We start from the raw sequence: 19659 nt of genomic DNA on the forward strand, positions 1-19659 counted from the left end.
TATCCTTATCTGGCCGGGAGCAGCATGAGTGACAAATCCGGTACTAATGCAACGATAAACCAGATGCTTATCAACGCAACCAGATAGGGCACCGTATACCGTAACAGCCTGAAATAAGGCACACCTGTAACGCCACTGGCTACATAGAGGTTTAAACCGTAGGGCGGTGTCACGAAGCCAATGGATGCCCCGACGAGAAAAATCACTGCAAAGTGTATCGGATCAATGCCCACCGACATCGCAATCGGCGCAAGGATCGGCGCGAGGATAATCGTTACAGGCAGCGATTCAAGGATCATGCCGGTGACAAACACAATTGCCATAGAGGTGAAGAGCACCGCATGATAGCCGCCCATGCCGGTCACAAATTCTCCAACAACCTCCTTGGCACCCAAGGACGACATGACCTGCTGCATGGCAACCGACACAGCAATCAGCGGCACCAGAATACCTGTGATCTGCGCCGAACGTGACACCACTGTGGGTAGGCTCATCAGGGTAAACCCCTCAACCACAAACATCGACGCGAGGGACTTTGCCTCAACCGGCTTTTCAGTACTGTCGCCCATGATCTTGTTCAGCGGGTAGCTGATCATGCCCACGATAATACAAAACCCGACAGTGACACCCGCCGCTTCAGTAGGTGAGAACTTGCCAGAGTAAATACCCCACAAAACCAGACCGATGGCGAAAAAACCCAACCACGCACCGATTGCAGTTTTGATAACACGCATCGGTGACAGCTTAATCAGAAAACCCCAACCGTTGAGTGTGCAGATGATGAACGCAGATGTCATCATCGCCAGAACCATAAGCGTGCCAGGCACGATACCAGCAATAAACAGGTCCGAGATGGGAAGGTTCATCAAAAATCCGTAGACGATGAAAATAATCGAAGGCGGAATGATGATCCCTACCGTGCCGCCAGCAGCAGCAGTCGCCGCTGAAAATCGCTCATCATAACCGCCTTTGACCATTTCGGGATGTAGCATGGAACCAATTGTCGCTGTTGTTGCGGAGTTTGATCCAGAAATCGCCGCAAACAGCCCACATGCCGCCAGTGCAGCCATGGCAAGTCCCCCGCGTAACCATCCCAAACAGGAGTAAGCAAAATCTGACAAACGGCGGGCGATCCCCGACTGGTTGATCAGGTCACCCGTCAGGATGAAAAGCGGCATCGCCAACAGGGCGAACCCTTTATTGAATACATTGAGCAGCTCGTTTCCCGTATTGTCGATCGGCAGGTCGATGACAAAGCTACAACCGATCACCCAATAGAAGATAACCAGAAGCACGGGAGTACCCAGCATAAAGAAAATCGTCACCGCGATTGAAATCAGTGTGATCCATGTTCCGTCGGTCATTAGATATCTCCTCCGATGACAGCTTGTTTGATGATCGGTGCACCAGTTCTGTAGTTGCCCCAATCCTCCAGCCAATTCCCGATCACGCGACCCGCCATCAGAATAAACGCCACCGGTACAGTGATGTAGAACCACCACTTCATTACGTCATCTACCCCGTCGACCATTTGAAAATTGTCTGCGGAATAGGCGGTAAAACGCAGTGATGTTGTGATGGCGATGAGACAAAACCCCAGCCACAAAACTGTATCAAGCGAGAGCGTCATCATCTGGCGCTGCGGCTTCATCTTGGACCGAAACTCGCTGAAGCTCAGGTGTGTGCGCAATTTTACATTATACGAGCATCCAAACCACGCCATGATCATGAACAGAAAGGGCGGGACAGTCGTCGAGCCCGACCATTGATGCGAAAAGACAAAGCGGTCGATCACACCCCAAAATATAATCATCGCGATCATTAAGTATGCGACTACGGACACTCCGCGCTCCAGATGCCGCTCGATAATCGGGACCTTCAGGAACACCAAATGGGCAAGGTAACCGCCCGCAAGCGTCACAATAACCCCGAACAGCCACATGCCGTCAGAGTAGAATGCTGTTTTCATTTCCCATGGATCACCTGACAGGATCGCGGGTATGACCGACAGTGCTTCGGACCAAATCGACATAAGACACCCCTCATACGCGACATTCAGGCAATGCCCGAACATCAACATGCAATCGTTGCAAAAGCTATGAAATCGCCGGCCTGGGTTGTTTCAGACCGGCGCGAAATCAATCGCCGTTGTTTACGCTTTCCACCAACGGCGCGGTTCAACATTCTCAGGCTTGGTGTTGACGTCGATTGTCCGGACTTCGTTGTAGATGTCCTGATAGGTATCAAGGCCACCGGACCAGCCGTTCAGACGCTCGCGCCACTGCTCCCACAACTGTGGCTGGAACTCGGGCGAACACATCATCTCGGCTTTCTTGATTTCATCATCTGACAAGAAGGCGTTGCGCACGTTGTTTTCGGCAAAAATTGTGCCTGGAAGGATCGGATCGGATTGGCCAACCGTTTTGACCAGTGCGGCCTCGTTGGCGGCCTGTACGTGTGTTTGCGCCCAATAGGAGGATTCCATCACCGCATCCTGCAATTCACCCGAAAGGCCGTCAAAGACGGATGCATTCATAGAAGTTGCTTCAGTACCGCAGAAGAAATTAAGGTGAACGGACTGGGAGACAACAGGCGCCATGTTGGCATAAGCCACCGCAGATGCCCACGTCTCCGCCCCGTCGATCAGGCCCTGTTTAAGACCATCAAGCGTTTCTTCCCAAGCAACCGGCACGGGATTCAGGTTCATCGCTTCCATCGCAATGCGGCCCAACTGTGTGCCGGTTACGCGGTTTTTTGTACCGGCGAGCTGCTCCACGGATGTGACGGTCGGTTTATCTGCCCAAGCAAGGCCCAGCTGGATACCTCGCAACTCCGCGTGAGAGAACAGCAGCTTGAGCCCGTGACGCTTCTCATAGGGCTCGCGCAGCAGCGCCTGTGACGCTGGTGAATACAGGAAATGATACTGGTCCGCGCGATTACGGAACATATAGGCATAATCGAGCACGTTGAGGTATGGCGCGCCACCGGCTGAGTTTTGGGTAGAGGCCGCATAGAAGTCGACGATCCCCTGCTGACACTTCTCGACACAGGATGTCTGGCCGCAGATCTGGTTGTCACCAATGAATTCGATCCGGATCTCCCCGTCCGTGCGCGATTCCAGGTCCCGACAAAACTCCAGCGCGCCTGCACGCTCGATCAGCAGGTTGCGAGCGTTAAAGCCTGACGCACCAAATTTAAAAGTGTGCTTGGCCTCTTTGGCGAAGCGTTTGTCGTAGGTGGATTCTGCAGCAGAGGCGAGGTTTGCGAGGCTCATCGCGCCGCCGAAACCACCAGCCGCCAGCAAAGTAGAGCTCATACCATAGCGGCCTGCGACGCGGAAAAGATCGCGCCGTGAAATCCCGTTTAATTTGTTCTGAATAGTCATGTGTAGTTCCTCCCGGTTCAGTTTGTCTATTATTGAGACTTTTTGTTTCAAAAAAGACTAGCCTGACTTGGCGCTTCTGTATAGAAATTTTTTCAACTGAGGAGGATTTTACCGTGAATACAGATTTCATTATCGTGGGCGCAGGCTCGGCGGGCTGTGTTCTGGCGAACCGCCTTAGCGCAAATCCCCGTAACAAAGTTGTGTTGCTGGAGGCCGGTGGCCGCGACTGGAATCCATGGATTCACATCCCCGTCGGATATTTCAAAACCATCCATAATCCCGCCGTTGACTGGTGCTATAAGACCGAGGCAGATCCGGGTCTAAACAACCGCAGACTCGACTGGCCACGAGGTAAAGTGCTGGGCGGCTCATCATCACTGAACGGGCTTTTATACGTACGCGGGCAGCCACAGGATTATGATCGTTGGCGGCAGATGGGCAATGCCGGCTGGGGCTGGGACGATGTTCTGCCCCTGTTCAAACGCGCAGAAACCAATGAGCGCGGCGCAGATGAATATCACGGCGATCAGGGGCCCCTATCCGTTTCTGACATGCGAATTCAGCGCCCGATTACCGATGCATGGGTGGCCGCAGCACAAGCAGCCGGTTATAAATTTAATCCCGATTACAACGGGGCCAAGCAGGAAGGCGTAGGGTTTTTCCAGTTAACCGCACGCAACGGCCGGCGTTGCTCGACCGCAGTCGCCTATCTCAATCCGGCGCGCAAACGCCCTAACCTGACGATCATAACCCATGCGCAGGTTGAAAGAGTTCTATTGGACGGCAGCCGTGCAACAGGTGTGCAGTACAAGGACAAATCCGGCATCCTCCAAAGCCTATTGGCGGCCAAGGAAATTATTTTGTCCGGCGGCTCAATCAACTCTCCGCAGTTGCTTATGCTGTCCGGCATCGGAGAGGTTGAGCAGCTGCGCGAGCACGGCATTGAGGTCAAAGCGGACCTGAAGGGTGTCGGGAAAAATCTGCAGGACCACCTGCAAGCACGGCTCGTCTATAAAACTCACGAGCCTACGCTTAATGACGAAGTATCCAATTTGCTCGGTCAGGCGCGCATTGGGCTGAAGTATCTGATGTCGCGCACTGGCCCCATGACAATGGCCGCCAGCCTTGCCACAGGATTCATGAAAACGCGGCCAGACATAGAAACACCGGATATCCAGTTTCACGTACAACCCTTGTCGGCAGAAAATCCCGGACAAGGGGCCGATAAATTCTCGGCCTTCACGATGTCCGTCTGCCAGCTGCGCCCCGAGAGTAAGGGGGAGATCAGGCTCACCTCTTCAAACGGGCGTGATTACCCGAAGATTGTTCCGAACTATCTGTCTACCGAAACGGATTGCCGGACTATTGTGGCTGGGGTCAACATCGCACGCCGCATTGCACGCCACTCCCCACTCGCCTCCAAAATCTCCGAGGAATATCGCCCCAATCCCTCCCTCGACATCGAGGACTATGACGCCACGCTGGACTGGGCGCGAAACAATACTGCCTCGATCTACCATCCGACCGGCACCTGCAAGATGGGCAATGACAGTGCCGCGGTTGTGGATGCGCGCTTGCGCGTACATGGCATTTCAGGACTGCGGGTAGCTGACTGCTCTATTATGCCCGAAATCATATCGGGAAACACCAACGCCCCCGCCATCATGATTGGAGAAAAAGCCAGCGAACTTGTGCTTGAGGACAACCCTTTCTAAGGGCGCATAACTACCGGTTATGGCATTGCCATTGTCCCCCTGCTCTGGTCTGGTCACAGAGTAGAAGGACGCAATGCCGTTGCCGATAACGGGTGTGCTGACAGCCGCCCCCTTTGCCCAAAGGGACAAAAGAATGACCGACCTTCCCGCCATCCGCCTTGTTGGCTTGTCTGGCCTGCTGGTCCAGTTCGCAACCCGAATGAGCGAACCTGCAAATCGTGCGGCAATTGCATTTCGCGCGGCTGTAGAAGCAGCACAGTGGCCGGAGGTGCGCGAGACATCGACATCTCTTGTCTCGACATTTATCAGCATCGATCTGGTAAAATCTCCACCCGAGGCTACAAGAGAAAAATTGCGGGCTCTTCTGGCACAACAAAATTGGTTAGAGGCCCCTCTTCCCGCGGGGCGTACCCTATGGGAAATCCCCACACTCTATGGCACCGATGCTGCACCCCAACTCGAAGAGGCCGCAGAGGCGGCGGGTGTGTCGCCCGATGTGGCCATCGCCGAGTTATCATCTACGCGGGTACGGGTGCTGACCATCGGATTTGCGCCCGGTCAGCCCTACACCGGCGAATTGCCACCTCACTGGGACATTCCACGCCAGCAGTCGTTGACCAAATCAGTCCCCGCCGGAGCGCTGGTGGTTGCAATACGCCAGTTGATCATTTTCACCAATGCATCGCCTACGGGCTGGCGCCATATAGGCCAGACAGCCTTTCGCAACTTCCGCCCGCATGATGCAACACCCATCGCGCTGACACCGGGAGACGAACTGTGTTTTCCTGCTGTTACCGAAGCCGAGTTCGCACGCATCATTTTAACCGACACCAGTGGTCATGGCGGCGCGCAAAAACAGGTGCTGGCATGAGCATTATATTAACCGTGGAATCCTGTGGCCCGGCTGTCACCCTGCAAGATATGGGTAGAGCTGGGTTTCTCGCCCAAGGGATAACTCGTGGCGGCGCTGCAGACATCCTAGCCTTGTACGAGGGCGCGGCCCTGCTGGGTCAGCCTGTGGACCTCGCCGCGCTCGAGATGACCGGCATGGGCGGAAGCTTCAAGGCATCGGGAAACCTTCGCATCGCGCTGACAGGCGCTCCTATGGCCGCGACGATAGACGACCAACCCATAGCGTGGAACGCTAGCCATGCGCTGCCAGCTGAAAGTGTGCTCAGGATTGGCGGCGCACGCAGTGGCACCTATGGCTATCTCCATGTGGGAGGCGGGTTCGATACCCCTGTTATGATGGGCGCACGTGGGGCCCATCTCAGCGCGGGTCTGGGTCATGCGCTCGGTGCAGGCGATACTCTTCCTGTCGGTGCAGACACGGGCAGTGTAACCGGCATGGCCTTACCCGCCGACAACCGCTTTGACGGTGGCGCAATCCGAATAATTGCCTCTATGCAAACCGAACAGTTTGATGATGCCACCCGAAAGCGGTTTACCAATACGGCATTCCGCCGTGATGCACGCGGCAACCGGATGGGCGTGCGGATGGAGCATGATGGCGCGCCTTTCGTGTCTGCCGATCAGCTTACCATCCTGTCGGATGTCATTGTCCCTGGCGATATCCAGATCGCCGGGGATGGCGCGCCTTTTGTGTTGATGTGCGAATGCCAGACCACCGGTGGCTACCCTCGCATTGGGACTGTCCTGCCCTGCGATATGGCGCGTGTTGCACAGGCTCCTGCAGGTGCGGCGCTTTCGTTCGGGTTTATTCCGCTGGACGAGGCCCGAATCATCGAACAGCGCGCCGCAGCATTTCGCACCTCTCTTGGCAGTACAGTAACCCCGCTCGTCCGCGATCCGTACAGCATCCGCGACCTGCTGTCTTACCAACTCATCAGCGGTGCGATCTCCGCTACAAACTCCACACTCGATACCGAGGATTAAACATGCACGTAGATCTAAATGCCGACATGGGCGAAAGCTTTGGACCGTGGCGCATGGGCGACGATGCCGCGCTGCTGCGCACTGTGACATCGGCCAACATTGCCTGCGGTGGCCATGCGGGGGACGCTGACACTATGGCTGCGACATTACAGCTTGCCCACACTAACGGCGTAGGAATCGGGGCGCATCCGGGCTTTATGGATTTGGCTGGCTTTGGACGAAACCGTATTTCCGTCCCCCGCGTCACACTGCAAAACCAGATCCGCTATCAGGTGGCGGCTAGTATCGGAATGGCGCGCAGTGTCGGAGCAAAAGTGAGGCACCTCAAACTGCATGGTGCTGTTGCAAACATGGCGTCAGAGGATCCGGTCCTTGCCCGCGATCTCTACGAGGCGGCCCTATCTGTTGACCCAGATTTGATTATTATGGTCCTTGCTGCAACGGCCCAACAACAGGCCGTGTCCGAGCTTGGCTGCATCTGGGCCGGTGAGATATTTGCAGACCGCGCCTACAACGAGGACGCGACACTGGTTGATCGCAGCATTTCCGGTGCAGTTATTCATGATCCGGTGGTTGCCGGTACGCGGATGGTAGAGATGGTTAAGGCTGGTGCCATCATTACCGAGAGCGGCAAACACATCCCCGCCGCCATCGATACCATTTGCCTGCATGGTGATACCCCTACCGCAGTCGCAATCGCACAGTCTGTGCGCGCCTCCCTCGAGGCAGACGGCATCACTGTTACAACCTTCCATGGACGCACCTAATGGGCGCACGCCAATCAATACAAAGGAAGAAAGTGGTGAGCCCGTCGGGATCCGAACCCGAGACCTACTGATTAAAAGTCAGTTGCTCTACCAACTGAGCTACAGGCCCACTGCGGCGTTGTTTAGAAACCTGTGCCCTAGCGGTCAACCCCCATAACGCATGAATTTTATATGCGCTGCTGGAATTTCCGGCACGCGCCGTCTATATCGCGGGAATGAACATGATATCTTCCTCCTCTTTGCCGTTTATGAAAATGCACGGGCTCGGCAACGACTTTGTCGTAATTGATGCACGAGATGGGCAAATTCCCTTGTCACAAGGGCTTGTGCGCGCAATTGCCCACCGCCAAACAGGGGTAGGTTTTGATCAACTGGCAGTGATCGGCAACGGTTCTGGCGACGCTCACCTGACATTCTACAATGCTGACGGCTCTACTTCAGCAGCATGCGGCAATGCGACACGCTGCATCGCGCGCCACCTAATGAACGAAACCGGCGCGTCGGAGCTACATCTCACAACGGATCGCGGCGATTTATATGCAAGAGATTCGGGGGGCGGCCTGACATCTGTAAATATGGGCCAGCCTCGGCTTGAATGGGATGAGGTGCCATTGGCACACCGGATGGACACATTGTCCCTTCCGATCGAAGGTTCACCGGCGGCCACGGGCATGGGCAATCCGCATTGCACCTTTTTTATCGAGGATGTGAATGCTGTCGATCTCGCCAGCTTTGGAGCGACCCATGAGCATCACCCCCTGTTCCCCGAACGCACAAATGTACAAATTGCACAAATCATCGGGCCGGATCATATTCGTATGCGCGTCTGGGAGCGGGGCGTAGGCATCACCTTGGCGTCAGGGTCATCATCCTGCGCTACCGCTGTTGCAGCTGCACGTAGAGGCCTCACAGGGCGCGCAGTGCGCATTGATCTCGATGGGGGCACGCTGGCGATTGATTGGCGAGATGACGGCGTGTGGATGACCGGTCCGACGATGCACGTCGCGAATGGTAGCTTCACCGCAGATTTTCTCGCGAGCTCTTTATGAGCGCGCCAATATTCTCGAACCATGGCTGTCGCCTAAACCAGTACGAACTGGAGGCGATGAAGGAACTGGCGGGTGCCGCAGGGCTGCGCGACGCGGTCGTAATAAACACCTGCGCCGTGACAGCCGAGGCAGTGCGCAAGGCGCGGCAAGACATCCGAAAACTGCGCAAAGCCAACCCAAATGCGCGTTTAATCGTTACAGGATGCGCCGCCCAGACCGAGCCGGCGACGTTTACCGCCATGCCTGAAGTGGACGCGGTAATCGGAAACACCGAGAAGATGCTGGGCGAAACATGGCAAGGACTGGCCGCGGATTTTATCGGCGAGACCGAGGCACTTCAGGTCGATGACATAATGTCCGTCACTGAAACTGCGGGCCATCTGATTGACGGCTTCGGTACCCGATCCCGCGCTTATGTGCAGGTGCAAAATGGCTGTGACCACCGCTGCACATTCTGCATAATTCCCTTTGGGCGGGGAAATTCCCGTTCTGTACCAGCGGGTGTGGTCGTAGACCAAATCAAGCGATTGGTAGACAAGGGGTTTAACGAGGTTGTTCTCACCGGTGTTGATCTCACATCTTGGGGTGCCGACCTGCCTGCGTCGCCAAAACTTGGTGATCTGGTAATGCGAATTTTGCGGCTAGTGCCTGATTTGCCCCGACTCAGGATCAGCTCGATTGATTCGATCGAGGTGGATGATAATTTAATGCAGGCTATTGCGACTGAAGGGCGTTTGATGCCTCACCTTCATCTGTCGCTTCAACACGGCGACGATTTGATACTCAAACGGATGAAGCGCCGACACTTGCGCGACGATGCCATCAAATTTTGTGAAGACTCACGTAAGCTTCGTCCGGATATGACCTTCGGAGCCGATATAATTGCAGGCTTTCCGACCGAGACGGAGGCGATGTTTCAGAACTCCCTCAATATGGTAGAGGAATGTGATCTTACATGGTTGCATGTCTTTCCCTACTCCGCCCGCACGGGCACGCCTGCGGCCCGCATGCCGCCCGTCAATGGCGCAACCATCAAAGAACGTGCTGCACGCTTGCGCGCGCTGGGTGATGCGAAGGTACAGGCCCATCTGGCCGCCCAAGTCGGACGCGATCACAATGTGCTGATGGAGAATGCGACTATGGGCCGAACAGCGCAATTTACCGAAGTGCAGTTTGCCATTCCAAAGATTGAGGGCCAGATAGTCCCGGCCCGGATCAAGGGTTGGCTTGGAAACACCCTCACCGCTTAAGCCGGTCAACCACTTCGTAAACCAGCAGAGGCTATTGGATGGCTTCATCCAGCCGTTAACAAATATGTAACAGTTTCCTGTAAGGAATCGAAAAGGCCCGCCTCTTGTTCAGAAGCGGGCCTTTTAAACTTAGGTAATCAGCAGATTACTCTTTGTTTTTAACATTCGCCCAAAGGCGCTTGTTTGTAAGATACAGAAGTACCGACAGAAGTGTCAGAAACAGTACGCCGGCAAAGCCTGCCTGCTTGCGCGCCGCCATTTTAGGCTCTGCTGTCCACATCAGAAACGCAGCAACATCTTCAGACATTGCTTCAATCGAGTTGGAAGACCCGTCCGCAAACTCGACCGCTTCTTCATAGAGTGGTGGGCCCATCGCAAGCCAGCCGCCCTCAAAGTACTTGTTCTCGTAGAGGGTTACGCCTGCCTGGGTTTTCTCTTCACCCGTATAGCCGTGCAAAAGTGCCGAGATATATTCCGCGCCGCCGAAACCATAGAGCAACTGGTTAATTCCGAGGCCGTACGGGCCAGAGAACGCCTTGCGCTTTTTCGCCATCAACGACAGATCGGGAGCGGTTGCGAGGCCGGATTCAGGGAAATGATCAACTGGCGTTGCTTCGCGGAAATCATCAAGATCTGCATCGAAAACTTCCCACTGCTTTGCGTATTCGACCACTTGCTCTTCCGGCAGCATTGGCCCGCCCTCGTCTCCAAGTGTCCGTAGTGGCACATACTTGAGACCGTGGCAGGCAGAGCAGACCTCAGTATAGACCTGAAGACCGCGCTGGAGCTGGTTTACATCGTAGGAACCGAAGGGACCATCAAAGGAGAAATCAATATTCTCGATCGGAGCCCCCTTCTCGCCCGCCGCAAATGCGGCGGGAGCGGTGAGTGCGACAACGGCGCTCAGGAGTGTTGCTTTGATAATATTCATCTTTGTTTACTCCGCCGGGGTTGCGATAGGTGTCGCACCGCCGGATTTTTTCGCGATTTTCGCGTTAAAGTCGTCTTCGATCGTATCCGGTGCCGCGTCAGGCTTCTCGATGACGCCAAGCAGTGGCAGAATCACGAGGAAGTAGGCAAACCAGTAAACCGTGGCGATCAGCGAGATCGTCGCATAAGGCTCTTCGGCGGGCATTGCGCCTACCCACATAAGTACGAAGAAATCTACGACCAGCAGCGCGAACCACCACTTGAACATCGGACGGTAGCGGCCCGAACGTACCCGGCTTGTGTCCAGCCATGGCACAGCCGCCATTACAGCAATCGCACCAAACATCGCCAGAACACCAAAGAATTTGGCGTCGATGATACCACCGGTCACGAAGGACACGAGTTGCACCGCCCAAACGTCATCTGTGAAAGCACGAAGAATGGCGTAAAACGGCAGGAAGTACCACTCAGGCACAATATGCGCCGGGGTCGAGAGAGCGTTTGCCTCGATGTAGTTATCGGGATGGCCGAGATAGTTCGGCATAAATCCGACAACCGCAAAGAACACTACGAGGATTACCGCCAGCGCAAACAGATCTTTGATCACGAAGTAAGGCCAGAACGGCAGAGTATCTTTCTCCGCCTCTTCCTTGGAGGTCATACGAACAGGGACACCGGTCGGGTTGTTGTTGCCCGTGGTGTGAAATGCCCAGATGTGCAGAATAACAAGTCCCGCGATTACAAACGGCAGCAGGTAGTGCAGGGAGAAAAAGCGGTTGAGCGTAGCGTTATCAACAGCTGGACCACCCAACAGAAGCGTTTGCAGCGCATCACCAATGAACGGGACGGCACCAAACAAACCGGTAATTACTGTCGCACCCCAGAAGGACATTTGCCCCCATGGCAGAACGTAACCCATGAACGCGGTCGCCATCATCAAAAGGTAGATGATCATACCGATGATCCATGTGATCTCGCGCGGCGCTTTGTAAGAACCGTAGTACAAACCCCGGAAAATATGCGCATATACAGCAATAAAGAATAGTGATGCACCATTCATGTGCATGTAGCGCAGCATGTAGCCGCCGTTTACGTTGCGCATGATGTGCTCGACGCTCGCGAACGCCTCGTCAACGTGGGGAGTGTAGTGCATCGCGAGCACGATGCCGGTGATGATTTGAAGCGCCAAACAGAACGTCAGCACGATGCCCCAGATCCACATCCAGTTCAGGTTCTTGGGTGTGGGGATCATCAGTGTGTCGTACAAGAGACCTACGATCGGCAGGCGTGAGTGAACCCACTTCTCTCCGTTCGTCTTTGGCTCGTAATGGTCGTGAGGAATTCCAGACATATGTTATTTCCTTTAACCGAGTTGCAATGTGGATTCGTCGAGAAATTCTGCCGGAGGGATCGGCAGGTTCAACGGCGCGGGCCCTTTGCGAATACGGCCCGCTGTATCGTAATGTGATCCATGGCACGGACAGAACCAGCCACCGAAGTCGCCGGCATCACCAAGCGGTACACAGCCAAGGTGCGTACACACACCCATCATAACCAGCCACTCGCCGCTTTCGTCCAAGGTGCGGTTTTCATCCGCAGCTGTGGCATCGGAAGCGATGTTCGCGTTTTCTGCACCCTGATCCGGCAGATCCGACAGTTCGACAGCGCGACCTGCTTCAATCTCTTCCGGTGTGCGGCGGCGAATAAACACAGGCTTGCCCAACCATTTGACCGTGAGCTGCGAGCCAGGCTCGACACCGCTCACATCCACACGGATGGAGGACAGCGCCCGAACATCAGCAGAGGGGTTCATCTGGTTGACCAGTGGCCAAACGGCAGCACCCACGGCCACAGCACCAGTGCCTGCGGTCGCATAATAGAGGAAGTCCCTCCGGTTGCCTGCGGTATCATCAGCTTGTGACACGTCGGTTTCTCCGTATTTGGGCCGCAATCGGGCCAATAGGTATTATGACGCCTTGATTCAAGACGTCGGACATTGCTGCGTTATCTAGCTGGGACTAGCACAATCGTCCAGATGGTTTAGCTGCGCAAACCGTCGCAGTTTCCAAAATTCATAGGCGATTTGATCTAGTCTGGTAAGATTCACGCCGCTGGCGGAACTGTGGATTTCATCCATGGCCGCGATTCGAACTCCTTGTACCATGCTGCCAAACCGTCGTTCCCTGTGCGCCAATTGCGCGTGTCATGACGGAAATCGATATAGCCCAGCGCACAGCCAACGGCGATCTGGCCCATATCCAGCGGACCATTGAGGTGGCTCATCCAGCGTGTATTGAGCGCTGATATACTACGCGCAACCTTGTCCCACTGACCGTCCACCCATTCAGGCATCCGCTTTTCCTCGGGGCGCAAACGCGTCTCATAAACCATGAGAATCGCTGCATCCAGTATCCCGTCCGCTGTTGCCTCCAGCGTCAGCGTATCCCAGCGCCGCGCGCCGCCAGGATAAAGTCTGTCACCACCACGCGCATCAAGATATGCTGTTATAACGCGGCTGTCATAGAGTGTTGGCCCGTCGGGACGCTCAAGCGCAGGCACTTTTGCCAAAGGATTCTTTGCCAGCAAGGACGCATCAGAGGCCAAAGGCGTAGTTGCCACATTTATTAACTCGACATCATCCCGCTGCCCGGTTTCTTCGAGCAAAATCATCACTTTGCGTACATATGGCGATGTGGGGGCGTAAAACAGCTTCATGATGGGGGTCCTTTGATTTGCTTTGTCGTCACTCTTTACCTGAACATCGCCCAAGGCAACCATCTGTTAGCCATGATCAAGGTCGCGCATCATGGCGGCCAGAGTCTCGACCTCGCTGCCGATCCCGCCTGCCACCATTTCTTGGGCAGCACTTTTGCGCGCCTTATCAGGCTTATTCTGGCCAAGCTTCCAAGTGCCGTCGACTGCGGTCAGCGTAAACCGGAACGGCACAATCATCCGCATCATCCTGTCTAAAACTTCCGGCGACATCTTGGCCGTCGTCCAAGGGGTTTTTGGCAACAATTGTGCTTCGTAAGCCGCTGTTTGGCGGTCAAGCATCTCGTGCATGACCTCCTGCGGTAGCTGCTCCAGCTTGCCGGTGAGATGCACCGCAATATAATTCCATGTGGGCACCTGTTCGGCAACGCCGTACCAGTCTGGCGAAACATAGCTGTCTGGCCCCGATACGAGTAATGTTGCCTGATGCACGCCCTCGCCTATCCGCACGATCGGGTTGGAGCGTACCAAGTGCAGCTCCGCCGCCGTCCCGTCATCGTTCAATAAAAACGGGATGTGGCTAATATGCGGGCCTCCCTCGCCGTTCACCACAAGAACGCCGAAGCCGCGATTGCGCGCAAACGCAATATTCTGTGCGCTACCAATATCACGAAACACCGGATTGGGATGCATAGCGCCCTCCTGAAACTGCGACGCATTAAGCTATTGCAGACCCTGTGCCCCCTTGGCAATCTGTACGTATTCTCAGGGCGGGGTGAAACTCCCCACCGGCGGTATGGAGGGGATCCTCCGAGCCCGCGAGCGCAAGCGCCCCCTAACGGGTCGCTTGGTCAAGCAGATCCGGTGCGATGCCGGAGCCGACGGTAATAGTCCGGATGGAAGAGAATGCAGGACAAAAGTCGCACCTTCTCAGGCGCGGCTGTTGGTCTGTTATCGCCTTGGGTGGACGTGTCAAACCTAAAGGAGATTACCCATGTCAGACACCCCCGCCCGCTTCGCTTTTGTAAAAGCACAGTGGCACGCCGACATTGTCGACCGTGCCTATGATGGTTTCGCCGAGGGCGTGCCAAACGAACAGGTTGATGTCTTTGACGTTCCGGGCGCATTTGAGATGCCGCTCAAGGCTCAACAACTGGCCAAATCTGGCAAATATGACGCCATAATTTGCGCCGCTTTCGTGGTTGACGGCGGCATCTACCGCCATGATTTTGTTGCCGCGGCGGTGGTCGACGGCCTCATGCGGGTCGGCCTCGATACTGGCGTACCCGTCCTGTCTGTCTCGCTTACACCGCATCACTACCAAGAAACAGATCACCACAATACGATCTATCGTGCGCATTTTGTAGAAAAAGGACGTGAAGCCGCGCGCGCCGCTCTGGCGATAACCGCCCGAACCTAGCCCAGATAGGCCCGCAATTCCGGTGGTGGATTGTCCATCAGATCTGCCACTGGACGCGGACTGTTTGCGCGACCACCCTCGACAAAAATTACTTCGTCCGCGATGCGCCGCACATCTTCGGGTGCATGGGTCACCATGACCATTGCCGCCCCCGTCTGCATCACCATTTCTTGCACCAGATCCAGCATCTCATTGCGCAACGCCGGTCCCAGCGCCGCAAACGGCTCATCGAGCAGCACCAGCGGTTGCGCCTGAACCAGCACACGCGCCAGCGCCACACGACTCTGCTGTCCTCCTGAAAGCAGTCCAGGTTTAACACCCGCGAACTGCGCCAGTTCCACACGCTCCAAAGCAGTCTCGACCACCTGACGTTGCTCAGCCGTGAGCCGCAGATCAGGCCGCATTCCCAGTCCGACATTCTGCGCAACGCTGAGATGCGGGAACAGATTGTTGTCCTGAAACAACATCGTCATGGCGCGCGCACCAGGGGCAGCATCAGTGATATCCTCGCCCTCGAACAACATGCGCCCCGAGGTCAGCGGCACAAAGCCGCACAGCGCTGCAAGCAGCGTGGATTTTCCAGCGCCAGAGGGCCCAATGACAGCATACTTTCGCCCCGCCTCCAGCGTCAGATCAGCCCTCAGCAAAAAATCGCCTTGCGCAATCAGCGCATCCTCAAGCCTCAGCATGCCAGCGCCCCGCTTTGTCACATATCCAAAAAATTCCTAGGCTCAGCGCAAGGAGGATAAGCGCAGCCCCTGCTGCTGCGTCCATTCGGTAAGCGCCCATCAGGCGCACCATCTGCAAGGGCAGTGTCACGCGCTCCGGATCCGCAAATAAAGCGATCACTCCCAAATCTCCCATCGAGAGCGCCCCCGTCAAACCCGCAGCAAACCCGATCTGCGCGCGCAGCCTCGGCAACAGCAGAACACGCCACAGCCGCCAACCCCGAATACCCAGCATCGCGCTTAGCCGCCCGTATTGTGCCACTGTATCGCGCATCGGCGGCACCAGAATGCGCAAGGCAAACGGCAATGCCATCATAGCGTTGACCAGAACCGTCACCGGCAGTGCAAAGTCAAACGGATCGGCATAAGGGTTGATCATAATAAACCACCCCGTTCCAATCATCAGCGGCGAAGCAGACAGACCCAACAGGCCTACAGCCTCCACACCAACACCCCTGCGCCCGGCAATCCAACCCGCCATAGGCAGCGCAAGAAAAAGCAATAATGCGATGCTCGCGAGCGCCACGGCAATCGATGTCCCTGCAGAGCTGTAGACTGCGACCGGCATCTGAGGGAGCCCCAGAAGCCCACGCCAGACCAGCGCCAACAGCGGTAACATCAAAAACAGGGCCGCGAGGAAGATGACTACCGCGTCGCCCGCGCGCTGCGCCCCGCCACGTGCGTCCCATCGCGGCATAATTCGGTCCAGACCGCCGCCGACGCGCACCCTTGGCACCAGCCAGAGTGCGATCATCGCGATACTGCCCGCCAGCACCAACTGCACGAGGGACAAAAGCGCCGCTCGCCCTAAATTAAAATCAAACCGGAAAGCCTGATAAATCGCCAGTTCGATCGTGGTCGCCCGCGGACCGCCCCCCAGCGTCAGTGCCACAGCAAAACTGGTCAGGCACATCACAAACACGAGCGCCAAGGCCCCAGGCACCACCTGCATCAGCATCGGCATCTCGACTGCCCGAAACACTGCACGCGGCGACAGCCGCAGCTGCGCTACGAGGCGGAACCGCTCTGCGGGAATACCCTGCCACCCCTGCAACAAAAGGCGCGTTGCGAGGGGCATGTTGAAAAACACATGGGCGAGTACAACACCCTGTAGTCCATAAATTGATACCGTAGGCAGGCCCAGCCCCTCCAGCCCCGCATTTACCCATCCATTGCGCCCAAAAACCGCTAAAAGCCCCAGCACAGCAACAATTACCGGCAAAATGAAAGGGGCGCCCAGAAGTGTGACAAGCACCCCGCGCCCGACGAACCGTCGCCGTGCAAGTGCCCGCGCCACCGGCACTGCAAGGATGCAGGAGAGGATAGATGAGCAAGCTGCCTGCACAACTGTGAACCGTACAGCCGCCCAATCGCTCGGCCCCAATCCAACCCCCAACTCCGCACGGCTCGCGACAGCTGCCAGTGCAAGCAGGATCAACGACAGCACAATCAGTGCCGCGCTGAACCCCGACTTTGGACTGATTGAAGCGCCGGTTACTGCGACAGCGCTTTGAGCCATTCGGCCAAAGCCTCCTCACGCACTGCAGGCACTTCGTCGACTGGCGTCAGCAACGCTTTTGCCGGAACAATCAACGTTTCAAACCCTTCGGGAAGCCCTCCCGCAGGTGTCACAGCGGGATACATCCAGTTCGTTGTCGGCAAAATCGTTTGAGCCGCCTCACCGACCATAAAGTTCAGAAACAAATCGGCTAGCTCGGGCTGGTCCGTTCCCGCCAGTTTGCCCGCAACTTCGATTTGCATGTAATGACCTTCGTCAAATGCCGCTGCCGCTTTGCCGTCATCTTGTTCCGCAATCAGGTGGTAGGCAGGTGAGGTTGTATAGCTCAGAACCATATCGGCCTCGCCCTCCAGAAACAGGCCGTAAGCTTCCGACCAGCCTTTTGTCACGGTTACGACATTGTCGGCCAGACCGTCCCAGATTGCCGGCGCATCATCGCCATACGCTGCTTTCACCCACATCAGCAGACCCAGACCGGGTGTCGAGGACCGCGGATCCTGAATAACGATCTTCAGATCACTTTCACCCAGCGCTGTGAAATTCGCAGGCGGGATCAGATCCTTGTTGTGGACAAACGCGAAATAGCCCCAGTCATATGCAGCAAAAACAGGGTCCGCCCACGCAATGGGAAGTGTATATTCCGCCTCTACCGCAGTCTCTGCAAACAGACCTGTTTCTTTTGCCGCCGCGATCAGGGAAGTATCAAGACCCATCACCACATCCGCATCAGAGCGCTCCCCTTCCAGCTTAAGCCGAGCCAAAAGTGCGGCCCCGTCCCCGAGACCGACAAGCTTGAGATCGCAGCCGCAGGTCTCTTCAAAAGCTTTTTCGATTGCAGGACCTGGCCCCCATTCGCTCACAAAACTGTCATAGGTATAGACAACTAGTTCGGGCGTCTCCGCCAATGCAGCGGTCGCCGCCAGTGTTGCAGTCGCAAACGTGAGATACTTCATCGCATCCTCCAAATTGCGGCGCAGAGAGGTGATGGAAGTATGTCCAGACCTTCCCTCCGCCGGTGTTAACCGGTTCAGGTTCGACGGGTCAGCTTTCGCAATCTCAGCACAAAGGTGCTCCCCGAGGTATGAACAGGGTTAGGAGGGGCGCGTCCCTTTGGCAAGCCAAAACCACTTGAGGCACTGCCGCTCGCCCGCTAAGGCAGTGTGCAAAGGAGACCTCCCATGTCGATGAACAGCTTTGGCCATCTTTTCCGCGTGACCACTTGGGGCGAAAGCCACGGCCCTGCATTGGGGGCAACTGTCGATGGCTGCCCTCCTGGCGTCGAGGTCACGCCTGAAATGATCCAGCACTGGCTCGACAAGCGCAAACCAGGCCAGAACAAATACACTACTCAGCGCCGTGAGGCAGACGAGGTACGGATTCTGTCCGGTACCTTCGAGGGCGTCACGACCGGCACACCAATCCAACTAATGATCGAGAACACCGATCAACGCTCCAAGGACTATGGCGACATCAAGGATAAGTTTCGCCCCGGTCATGCCGATATTACCTATTTCCAGAAATACGGTGTGCGGGATTATCGCGGCGGCGGGCGTTCCTCGGCGCGCGAAACGGCTAGCCGCGTAGCCGCAGGCGGTCTGGCCCGTGAGGCGATCAAAGCGATTGCCCCGAATGTCCAGATCACAGGCTACATGGTGCAAATGGGCCCTAACAAGATCAACCGCGATGCCTTTGACTGGGACCAGATTGCGCAAAACCCGTTTTGGGTACCCGATGCGCAGGCCGCGACCGATTGGTCAGCCTATCTCGATGATCTGCGTAAATCAGGGTCCTCTGTAGGTGCGATAATCGAAGTCACCGCACGCGGCGTACCGGCAGGGATCGGCGCGCCAGTCTACGCCAAACTCGATACCGATCTAGCCGCCGCAATGATGAGCATCAACGCCGTCAAGGGCGTCGAGATTGGCGAGGGCATGTCCGCCGCGATGCTAACCGGAGAGCTTAACGCAGACGAAATCTTCATGGGGGATGACGGTCAGCCGCGCTATTCCTCCAACCACTCTGGCGGGATTTTGGGCGGGATCAGTACAGGTCAGGACATTGTTGTCCGCTTTGCGGTCAAGCCCACCTCGTCAATCCTCACCACCCGTAAGACAATCACGAAACAGGGCGAGGAAACCGAGATTATTACTAAAGGTCGCCATGACCCCTGTGTTGGTATTCGCGCCGTGCCTGTGGGCGAAGCGATGATGGCTTGTGTTATTCTTGACCACCTTCTGCTGCACCGCGGCCAGATTGGTACAAATCGCGGGCACATCGGTTAGGGGCGG

At 56.1% G+C, this 19659-nt stretch carries 19 protein-coding genes, 1 tRNA gene and 2 riboswitches; of the genes, 8 read left to right on the forward strand and 12 right to left on the reverse strand.

Going from position 1 to position 19659, the window contains the following annotated elements; translation table 11 throughout:
• Positions 1–5: 5 nt before the first annotated feature.
• The 3 genes from C8N30_RS07110 to C8N30_RS07120 all read right to left on the reverse strand — a co-directional run bounded on the left by C8N30_RS07110 (position 6) and on the right by C8N30_RS07120 (position 3385).
• A complete protein-coding gene (locus C8N30_RS07110; protein ID WP_025063813.1) occupies positions 6–1364 on the reverse strand; it encodes a TRAP transporter large permease in 1359 nt (452 codons plus the stop codon).
• On the reverse strand, positions 1364–2032 hold the full coding sequence (locus tag C8N30_RS07115; protein WP_025063814.1) for a TRAP transporter small permease: 669 nt from the start codon (positions 2030–2032) through the stop codon (positions 1364–1366). Before C8N30_RS07115 ends, C8N30_RS07110 begins: the two co-directional genes overlap by 1 nt.
• A gap of 120 nt (positions 2033–2152) precedes the next feature.
• Positions 2153–3385: a TRAP transporter substrate-binding protein gene (locus C8N30_RS07120; protein WP_025063815.1), complete on the reverse strand. Its 1233-nt coding sequence runs from the start codon at positions 3383–3385 to the stop codon at positions 2153–2155.
• A gap of 113 nt (positions 3386–3498) precedes the next feature.
• Here C8N30_RS07120 and C8N30_RS07125 point away from each other — a divergent pair, with 113 nt between their 5' ends.
• The 4 genes from C8N30_RS07125 (at position 3499) to C8N30_RS07140 (ending at position 7763) form a co-directional block, all read left to right on the forward strand.
• A complete protein-coding gene (locus C8N30_RS07125; protein WP_025063816.1) occupies positions 3499–5100 on the forward strand; it encodes a GMC family oxidoreductase in 1602 nt (533 codons plus the stop codon).
• A gap of 133 nt (positions 5101–5233) precedes the next feature.
• Complete coding sequence (locus C8N30_RS07130; protein WP_025063817.1) at positions 5234–5971, forward strand: 5-oxoprolinase subunit B family protein; 738 nt, start codon at positions 5234–5236, stop codon at positions 5969–5971.
• A complete protein-coding gene (locus tag C8N30_RS07135; RefSeq protein ID WP_025063818.1) occupies positions 5968–6996 on the forward strand; it encodes a 5-oxoprolinase subunit C family protein in 1029 nt (342 codons plus the stop codon). Before C8N30_RS07130 ends, C8N30_RS07135 begins: the two co-directional genes overlap by 4 nt.
• A gap of 2 nt (positions 6997–6998) precedes the next feature.
• Positions 6999–7763: a LamB/YcsF family protein gene (locus tag C8N30_RS07140; RefSeq protein ID WP_025063819.1), complete on the forward strand. Its 765-nt coding sequence runs from the start codon at positions 6999–7001 to the stop codon at positions 7761–7763.
• Between the two features lie 33 nt (positions 7764–7796).
• On the opposite strand, the gene C8N30_RS07145 is transcribed toward C8N30_RS07140, so the two are convergent.
• A tRNA-Lys gene (locus tag C8N30_RS07145) sits at positions 7797–7872 on the reverse strand.
• A gap of 112 nt (positions 7873–7984) precedes the next feature.
• Here C8N30_RS07145 and dapF point away from each other — a divergent pair.
• Entirely contained in the window at positions 7985–8812 is an 828-nt protein-coding gene (dapF, locus tag C8N30_RS07150; RefSeq protein WP_409373584.1) for a diaminopimelate epimerase, read from the forward strand.
• On the forward strand, positions 8809–10062 hold the full coding sequence (gene mtaB, locus C8N30_RS07155; protein ID WP_025063821.1) for a tRNA (N(6)-L-threonylcarbamoyladenosine(37)-C(2))-methylthiotransferase MtaB: 1254 nt from the start codon (positions 8809–8811) through the stop codon (positions 10060–10062). The genes dapF and mtaB overlap by 4 nt, the downstream gene beginning before the upstream one ends.
• A gap of 145 nt (positions 10063–10207) precedes the next feature.
• Here the strand turns inward: mtaB and C8N30_RS07160 are convergent, their stop codons facing one another.
• The 5 genes from C8N30_RS07160 to C8N30_RS07180 all read right to left on the reverse strand — a co-directional run bounded on the left by C8N30_RS07160 (position 10208) and on the right by C8N30_RS07180 (position 14397).
• On the reverse strand, positions 10208–10993 hold the full coding sequence (locus C8N30_RS07160) for a cytochrome c1 (protein WP_037968019.1): 786 nt from the start codon (positions 10991–10993) through the stop codon (positions 10208–10210).
• 6 nt (positions 10994–10999) lie between these two features.
• Positions 11000–12343 (reverse strand): cytochrome b, encoded by a 1344-nt coding sequence (gene petB / locus C8N30_RS07165; protein ID WP_025063823.1) that lies wholly within the window; start codon positions 12341–12343, stop codon positions 11000–11002.
• A 12-nt stretch (positions 12344–12355) separates the two neighbouring features.
• Entirely contained in the window at positions 12356–12916 is a 561-nt protein-coding gene (gene petA / locus C8N30_RS07170; protein WP_025063824.1) for a ubiquinol-cytochrome c reductase iron-sulfur subunit, read from the reverse strand.
• A gap of 179 nt (positions 12917–13095) precedes the next feature.
• On the reverse strand, positions 13096–13707 hold the full coding sequence (locus C8N30_RS07175; protein WP_025063825.1) for a glutathione S-transferase: 612 nt from the start codon (positions 13705–13707) through the stop codon (positions 13096–13098).
• A gap of 66 nt (positions 13708–13773) precedes the next feature.
• Entirely contained in the window at positions 13774–14397 is a 624-nt protein-coding gene (locus tag C8N30_RS07180; RefSeq protein ID WP_025063826.1) for an FMN-binding negative transcriptional regulator, read from the reverse strand.
• Between the two features lie 64 nt (positions 14398–14461).
• Positions 14462–14616, forward strand: a riboswitch (FMN riboswitch).
• Positions 14617–14698: 82 nt separating this feature from the next.
• On the opposite strand from C8N30_RS07180, the gene C8N30_RS07185 reads away from it, so the two are divergent.
• Positions 14699–15124 carry a 6,7-dimethyl-8-ribityllumazine synthase gene (locus C8N30_RS07185; RefSeq protein WP_025063827.1) on the forward strand — a complete coding sequence of 142 codons (426 nt, stop codon included), beginning with the start codon at positions 14699–14701 and terminating at the stop codon, positions 15122–15124.
• On the opposite strand, the gene C8N30_RS07190 is transcribed toward C8N30_RS07185, so the two are convergent.
• The 3 genes from C8N30_RS07190 to thiB are packed head-to-tail and all read right to left on the reverse strand — an operon-like array spanning position 15121 to position 18324.
• Entirely contained in the window at positions 15121–15813 is a 693-nt protein-coding gene (locus C8N30_RS07190; RefSeq protein ID WP_025063828.1) for a thiamine ABC transporter ATP-binding protein, read from the reverse strand. The genes C8N30_RS07185 and C8N30_RS07190 overlap by 4 nt on opposite strands.
• Complete coding sequence (locus C8N30_RS07195) at positions 15800–17371, reverse strand: thiamine/thiamine pyrophosphate ABC transporter permease ThiP (RefSeq protein ID WP_025063829.1); 1572 nt, start codon at positions 17369–17371, stop codon at positions 15800–15802. The genes C8N30_RS07190 and C8N30_RS07195 overlap by 14 nt, the downstream gene beginning before the upstream one ends.
• On the reverse strand, positions 17347–18324 hold the full coding sequence (gene thiB / locus C8N30_RS07200) for a thiamine ABC transporter substrate binding subunit (RefSeq protein WP_025063830.1): 978 nt from the start codon (positions 18322–18324) through the stop codon (positions 17347–17349). Before thiB ends, C8N30_RS07195 begins: the two co-directional genes overlap by 25 nt.
• Before the next feature lie 34 nt (positions 18325–18358).
• A riboswitch (TPP riboswitch) is annotated at positions 18359–18458 on the reverse strand.
• 91 nt (positions 18459–18549) lie between these two features.
• Between thiB and aroC the strand changes: the two genes are divergently transcribed.
• Positions 18550–19653, forward strand: coding sequence for a chorismate synthase (gene aroC, locus C8N30_RS07205; protein ID WP_025063831.1), 1104 nt, complete (start codon positions 18550–18552; stop codon positions 19651–19653).
• Positions 19654–19659: the final 6 nt, after the last annotated feature.

It is taken from the genome of Sulfitobacter guttiformis (assembly GCF_003610455.1).
GTDB classification, from domain to species: domain Bacteria; phylum Pseudomonadota; class Alphaproteobacteria; order Rhodobacterales; family Rhodobacteraceae; genus Sulfitobacter; species Sulfitobacter guttiformis.

Coding starts and splice junctions, on each gene's coding strand:
- C8N30_RS07190 (WP_025063828.1), bottom strand. CDS start 15,813: ATGCTGAGGCTTGAGGATGCGCTGATTGCGCAAGGCGATTTTTTGCTG.
- C8N30_RS07175 (WP_025063825.1), bottom strand. CDS start 13,707: ATGAAGCTGTTTTACGCCCCCACATCGCCATATGTACGCAAAGTGATG.
- C8N30_RS07140 (WP_025063819.1), top strand. CDS start 6,999: ATGCACGTAGATCTAAATGCCGACATGGGCGAAAGCTTTGGACCGTGG.
- C8N30_RS07135 (WP_025063818.1), top strand. CDS start 5,968: ATGAGCATTATATTAACCGTGGAATCCTGTGGCCCGGCTGTCACCCTG.
- C8N30_RS07180 (WP_025063826.1), bottom strand. CDS start 14,397: ATGCATCCCAATCCGGTGTTTCGTGATATTGGTAGCGCACAGAATATT.
- C8N30_RS07130 (WP_025063817.1), top strand. CDS start 5,234: ATGACCGACCTTCCCGCCATCCGCCTTGTTGGCTTGTCTGGCCTGCTG.
- C8N30_RS07195 (WP_025063829.1), bottom strand. CDS start 17,371: ATGGCTCAAAGCGCTGTCGCAGTAACCGGCGCTTCAATCAGTCCAAAG.
- C8N30_RS07110 (WP_025063813.1), bottom strand. CDS start 1,364: ATGACCGACGGAACATGGATCACACTGATTTCAATCGCGGTGACGATT.
- mtaB (WP_025063821.1), top strand. CDS start 8,809: ATGAGCGCGCCAATATTCTCGAACCATGGCTGTCGCCTAAACCAGTAC.
- C8N30_RS07120 (WP_025063815.1), bottom strand. CDS start 3,385: ATGACTATTCAGAACAAATTAAACGGGATTTCACGGCGCGATCTTTTC.
- petB (WP_025063823.1), bottom strand. CDS start 12,343: ATGTCTGGAATTCCTCACGACCATTACGAGCCAAAGACGAACGGAGAG.
- thiB (WP_025063830.1), bottom strand. CDS start 18,324: ATGAAGTATCTCACGTTTGCGACTGCAACACTGGCGGCGACCGCTGCA.
- C8N30_RS07160 (WP_037968019.1), bottom strand. CDS start 10,993: ATGAATATTATCAAAGCAACACTCCTGAGCGCCGTTGTCGCACTCACC.
- C8N30_RS07115 (WP_025063814.1), bottom strand. CDS start 2,032: ATGTCGATTTGGTCCGAAGCACTGTCGGTCATACCCGCGATCCTGTCA.
- aroC (WP_025063831.1), top strand. CDS start 18,550: ATGTCGATGAACAGCTTTGGCCATCTTTTCCGCGTGACCACTTGGGGC.
- C8N30_RS07185 (WP_025063827.1), top strand. CDS start 14,699: ATGTCAGACACCCCCGCCCGCTTCGCTTTTGTAAAAGCACAGTGGCAC.
- dapF (WP_409373584.1), top strand. CDS start 7,985: ATGATATCTTCCTCCTCTTTGCCGTTTATGAAAATGCACGGGCTCGGC.